At 62.5% G+C, this 5,211-nt stretch carries 5 protein-coding genes; all 5 read right to left on the bottom strand.

Features of this window, described 5'->3' with window-relative positions:
- Positions 1-27: 27 nt before the first annotated feature.
- The 5 genes from EOC06_RS31520 to EOC06_RS31500 all read right to left on the bottom strand — a co-directional run bounded on the left by EOC06_RS31520 (position 28) and on the right by EOC06_RS31500 (position 4,942).
- Positions 28-837 (bottom strand): formylmethanofuran dehydrogenase subunit C, encoded by an 810-nt coding sequence (locus tag EOC06_RS31520; protein ID WP_127810592.1) that lies wholly within the window; start codon positions 835-837, stop codon positions 28-30.
- Positions 834-1,742, bottom strand: a complete 909-nt coding sequence (gene fhcD / locus EOC06_RS31515; protein WP_128309624.1) for a formylmethanofuran--tetrahydromethanopterin N-formyltransferase — start codon at positions 1,740-1,742, stop codon at positions 834-836. The genes EOC06_RS31520 and fhcD overlap by 4 nt, the downstream gene beginning before the upstream one ends.
- On the bottom strand, positions 1,730-3,361 hold the full coding sequence (locus EOC06_RS31510) for a formylmethanofuran dehydrogenase subunit A (protein ID WP_128309623.1): 1,632 nt from the start codon (positions 3,359-3,361) through the stop codon (positions 1,730-1,732). The genes fhcD and EOC06_RS31510 overlap by 13 nt, the downstream gene beginning before the upstream one ends.
- Positions 3,355-4,443: a tungsten formylmethanofuran dehydrogenase gene (locus EOC06_RS31505; protein WP_027036897.1), complete on the bottom strand. Its 1,089-nt coding sequence runs from the start codon at positions 4,441-4,443 to the stop codon at positions 3,355-3,357. Before EOC06_RS31505 ends, EOC06_RS31510 begins: the two co-directional genes overlap by 7 nt.
- Positions 4,444-4,561: 118 nt before the next feature.
- Entirely contained in the window at positions 4,562-4,942 is a 381-nt protein-coding gene (locus EOC06_RS31500; RefSeq protein ID WP_027036898.1) for a 4a-hydroxytetrahydrobiopterin dehydratase, read from the bottom strand.
- Between the last annotated feature and the right edge of the window lie 269 nt (positions 4,943-5,211).

Here is a 5,211-nt window from a genome sequence, read left to right as displayed (position 1 = left end):
ATCCTATGGTTCCTGTGTCGACGGATCTCAGCGCGGAAAAAGAACCTCGCCCATTCCGAGCACTGCGTTATCCCCGCCATATTTGCGCGGTGCGCTCCCCAGAAGCGGCCGTTTCAAAATGCCCTCGGCGATCAGATGACGATCGATGATGGCAGCGAAAACGCTCTCGGGCGCGCCACATTCGACGAAGCTCGGCGACGTGCGTGCCGGCGCGCGATCGAGAAGGATCGAACCGCGACGCATCAAATAGCCGGGCATCTCGCCGGTGCCACCGGCCACCACCAGGGTGCCGGCGATCATGCGGCTGCCGGCAAGGTCGCCGGAGCCTTTCAGCACCGCGATCAGGCCGCGCCGCATGCGGTCCGCCGCGAAGGCGCCCGCCTTGCCCCTGACGATCAACACACCGCCGTTCATGCCGGCCAGTTCCCCGACGAGCGGCGCACCGAGGTGGTCCCCGGCATTGCCTGTTATCTCAAGCCTGCCGCCGCGCATGCCGGAGCCGGCGTATGGACCCGCATTGCCTTCGATCGTGAGCTTGCCACCGCGCATGGCGCGCCCGGCCTGGGCGCCCGCATTGCCAACGAGGCGAACCGACCCACCCCGCATGCCTTGCGCCACAAGGTCAAGGCGCGTGCTTCCGCCTTCGAACACGATGTTTGTCGGATCGCTGCCGGCGACGCGAAAAATGTCGCCCACCTTCGATCCGTGTTTCGACATGCCGATCTGGATTCTTTCGACGTCGCGCCTTTCGATCCCGGCCAGCCGCTCCGGCGTCAGCGGCGACAGATCAAGGCGCTCCGGCGGCTCGGCAACCAGGGTGAAGGTCAGCGCCTTCATGGCAGCATATCCTTCAGCGAGTAGATGAATTTCCCGAGCTTGCCGCCGTAATTGCCGGCGCTGATCCGAACCGCGCCTCTTTTCGGGCCGAGCTCTATGACAGCCTTGATGCCTGCCTTCATCGCGGCGGCAACTGCATCATTGGTTTCACCATCGATGACGATTTCCAGGACGGCGTTGATGTCGGGACCGAGCTCACTCGCGACGACGCCGCGCAGCGTTGGCGCGTAGGCTTCGTTGGCCGAAGCGATCATGCCTTTGTATTTGCCACCTATCTTGGAACCCGAACGGGCAATGCCGCCCGGAAACGGCACGATGGCGCCAGGCACCATGCCGATCGCAGCGACCGCGGCCTCGGCAGCGGCCAAAGCGTTGGCGCTGTTTTGCGCCATGACAAAGAAATTGCCGCCACCGACAGCTTCCTTCGTCAGCCCGGTCGTTGCTTCGCACAGGAACTCGCCATCCATGACGGGAATACGCCAGAAATGCCTGTCGCCGATCTTCTTGGAGATTTGCCAGCCGTCGCCGAAATAACGCAGCGCCGAACCGAGCTTGAGCTCGGCGCTGCCTTGCAGCCCGGCAAAGCAGGCGGAACCCGGCGAGGTCAAAACGCACTGGCCGACACGATTGAGCAGTTGCTTCTGCAATTCGTCCGTTCCCATCGCGAAGATCATGACGCGGCAGCCCGGCCGGCCATCCGGTGTGGCCGAGGGCGGCAGGTCGAGATCGATTGCCGCTTCGCAGCCGCAACCGATCACCGAGGTGGCGAAGCCGGACATCGTGATCGCCGCCTGGCGAGCCCATTTCCGGCTCGGCGCGGTGATGACGATGGCGGTTGCGCGCATGCCGAAGGCTTCCGCGAAGGTATCGTCGATCGTCACCCCATTGACGCTCATGTTCGGCATGGCACCTCGCCGAATGGCTGTTCGCGCGCAATCGCGGAATCCGGAAAATTGAACCAGTCCAGCGACAGGCCGTAGCGCTGCTGGTGATAGTCCTCGAGCCGTCGCACCATTGCCTTGTCGACAGGCGGCTTGAGCCTCAATGCCTTGCCCCAGCGGTAATGGATGATTTCCCCGTCTTGCACGACGAGATCGCCATCCTTGAAAACATACGCCGCCTGTCCGAGCATTTTCGCGATACTGCGGTCCCTGCGATAGACAGCGATGTCGGCTGTTGCACCGGCGCCGAGATGGCCTCGATCCGTCAAGCCGAGCAGCTTGGCCGGCGCCGCGCGCGTCATGATGGCGATTTCCTCGAACGTGTATTCGCGGTCGATTGCGGCCAGGGTAGAGAGCGCCAGGGCGGATCGTGAAAGTCCAGCGGTCATTTCGGCGCGCGCTTCCCGGCTCATCAGCAGTTCGAACAGCGCCGGATAAGCCGTAAAAGGTGCACCGTTGGGATGATCGGTGGTGAAGAACACACGCCAGGGATCGTCGATCAGGAGAAAAAGCTCGAGCCCGATCGCCCACTGCATCGTGCCGTAGAAGTCCTTGCCATAGCTGTAGGGCACGATGCCGCCGCCATTGCCGTCACCATCATGAATGACGGTCTTTTTCGGGTGCGCGCTGCCACGCGCCGAAAACTGCCGCATGACGTCGGAGGAGATCGTGACCGTCTGGCCGAACATGACCTGGCCGATATCGATGGTGACTTCCGGCGTCGCGTTGACCAGTTCGGCAAGCCGTGCGGCGGCAGAGGAAAACCCGCGTTTTCCTTCCGTGCCATAGCCATAGAACTGGAGGTGGGCGAGATGCAGCGGCAGCCCATCCGCCGCTGCGATCGTCGCAGCCGCCGTATCCGCCGATCCGGGGCTGCCCAGATTGTTGCAATGGACATGCAGGGGATGCGGCAGGCCAAGACTATCGACGGCGGCCTGCAGCGTCTTGACGATCTTGCGCGAACTGACGCCATAGGAAGGCACGACATCGTCCAGCGAGAAGGTGCGGACGTTCTCCTTGAAGGCGGCCGCCGCACCGGCGTTGATCACCTTGACCCCAAGCGCTCGCGTCGAAGCGACCGTCCAGGCGACATAGTCCTCGATCATCATGGAGGGGGCGTCGTCGCGGATCATCGACAGAAGGAAATCGTCATTGCCGAGAATGGCGAGGGTTGCTTTGTCGATGATCGGGATGTCAGCCAGTTCGAGATGCGTGTGAAGCGCCGCTCCCGGCGACATCGCCGGCTCGACGACTGTCGTAAAGCCCATCTTGGCGTAGAGGCAGCCGGTCTGGAACGTCGACCAGCCGGCATTGGAGAGCGGCGTCATTGCTGGCCGCAGCTGATGGGCGGCATGCTGTTCGGGCAAGAGCAGCCGCGCGGTGTTCACATTGCCGCCACCGATGTGGGAGTGGATGTCGATGGCGCCAGCCATCACGATGCAGCCGCTGGCTTCTATGGTCCGGTCGGCCGCCCCTCCCGCCGGCGCCGGGACGATCTTGTCGTCCTTGATCCAGAGGTCGCCTTTGCCGAGACGGCCGTTGACGGGATCGATGATGTCGCCGCCGGCGATTTTCGTCAGCATGGCAGTGGCTCGGCGAAAGCGTGGGTAGCGATCAGGCGGATGATCGTCGCGGCGGAGGGCAATTGCGAGGCCGCTTGCGCCTCGGTCGACCTGAGCGAGCCCGTGCGGCTGGAATAGACAACCGCATCGTGATCAAGTCCAGCCTCGCCGATGGCGATGGTGACTGCGGCACCGGCAACCGGCTCTTGCGTTTTCGTCAACGCAATCAGTGCCATGCGGCGCTTTTTTTCCTTCGGTTGGGCCGTTGCGGCGGAGATCCGCAGGTGCAGGTCGGCTTCGCCGGCAGCGATCATGCGCGCCACATCGCAGCGCCAGGGATCGAATTCCGGGAAGCCGCGCGCAAAGCCGGTGCGCAGCGGAAAACCTGTCATCCAGGCCGAGGCGAGCGTGCTACCCCAGCCGTTTTCGTTCGCAGGCAGATGAAGGCCGGATGCGCGCGAGTTGCGATTGAGATCGGCGATCAGTCCTTGCAGCATCTCCAATGCCAGGCCTTCGGCGGCGTGGCCTGAAAACAGGAACACGGGAAAACGCGCGGCCGCCAGAGCTTTGGCGAAATCATTGAAATTCGACACCGGTTGCGATGTACGCCGCCCTTTGTACTGTGCTCTCAGTGCCGCCAGCGTGGCGGCGAGGCTAGCTTGGCCACAGGAAAGTCGCGTTGCCTCGCGCCCGCCGTTCAGCGGCGGCACAGACATCCCGTTCGGGCCTACCACGAAGAACGCGCGCTGGTTCACGGTCGAGAGGTCGGGAACCGTCCCGGCGAGTTCGCCAACAAGACCATGATGGATCCGCGGGAGCTCGCCCACGATCACCACGACATCGGCACGCCGGCGCGTCTCTCCGGGGGCGACGGTCATTGCCCCCTTGTCCGTAAAAAGCGCAGTCTCCCGGGCAAGTGCCGCGCCATCGGCATGGTCGTATGCCGCGCCAGCCCTCTCAGCCAGCGCGATCGCCGCCCTCGTGCCGTCTATATCCGTATCAAAGCTGAAAACCGGGCACCGACTTGACGACAGTAGCGACGCGGCATGCGCAGCCGCGCGCTCAATCAGCGCTTCCCGGTTGCCGATCCAAGCAACCGCCATTCGCTAAACTACTTTCTGGTGCCGCCACGATCCTAGACGAAACTGGATTGGCCGTGAACCCCACCTTGCAGCGGATCAGCGAATGTTTTCATACGCTATCAACAAATTCCGACCCTGCTTAGTCATATTTGACGTAAGCGAAGCGTTGATCGGTCAGCGGAGTGCCCTCCAGCGCCCCGCCTTCCTTGGCCGGCTGCCACTGGACAACATCCTCGATCTTTTTCGCCAACTCGAAATCCTTGTCGGTAATGCCTTTCGCCGCGTGGTTCATCAGGCGCACCTCGACCCAGGCATAGGAGGCGGTGATATCGGGATGGTGCCACGCCGCCTCGGCGAGATGGCCAACCGTGTTGATGACCATGAGCGTCGATTTCCAGCTGTGGGTCTTGTATTTGCGCCGGATCCAGCCGTTTTCGTAGCGCCATTTTGGCAGCTCCTTCTCAAGCCGCTCGGCGATCTCGGCTTCCGAATAGACCTTTTCCTTGACTGTCTCGTTCATCTCGACCTCCGCGAATTGCTCGGTCTGTCTACACGCCGGAGCCAGCAAACACCTGGATGCATTCTCTTTGGCTTGCCCCATCGACGAAAACAGTTATCATGGTACCGGGCACCTAAACTTCCATGATGCATCCATGATGCACCCATCGGGGGGCAGATGTCGAATTCTGTTACCATACGAGTGCCCGCTCGCCTGCACCTTGGCTTCCTTGATCTCAATGGCGATGCCGGACGGCGGTTCGGCAGCGTCGGGCTTCCATTGAGCGAACC

Origin of the sequence: Mesorhizobium sp. M7A.F.Ca.MR.362.00.0.0, assembly GCF_004023175.1 — a bacterium.
Taxonomy (GTDB): domain Bacteria; phylum Pseudomonadota; class Alphaproteobacteria; order Rhizobiales; family Rhizobiaceae; genus Mesorhizobium.
The sequence above is the reverse complement of the archived record's forward strand: the minus strand, read 5'-3'. Positions and strand labels throughout refer to the sequence as shown.

Coding starts and splice junctions, on each gene's coding strand:
- EOC06_RS31520 (WP_127810592.1), bottom strand. CDS start 837: ATGAAGGCGCTGACCTTCACCCTGGTTGCCGAGCCGCCGGAGCGCCTT.
- fhcD (WP_128309624.1), bottom strand. CDS start 1,742: ATGCCGAACATGAGCGTCAATGGGGTGACGATCGACGATACCTTCGCG.
- EOC06_RS31510 (WP_128309623.1), bottom strand. CDS start 3,361: ATGCTGACGAAAATCGCCGGCGGCGACATCATCGATCCCGTCAACGGC.
- EOC06_RS31505 (WP_027036897.1), bottom strand. CDS start 4,443: ATGGCGGTTGCTTGGATCGGCAACCGGGAAGCGCTGATTGAGCGCGCG.
- EOC06_RS31500 (WP_027036898.1), bottom strand. CDS start 4,942: ATGAACGAGACAGTCAAGGAAAAGGTCTATTCGGAAGCCGAGATCGCC.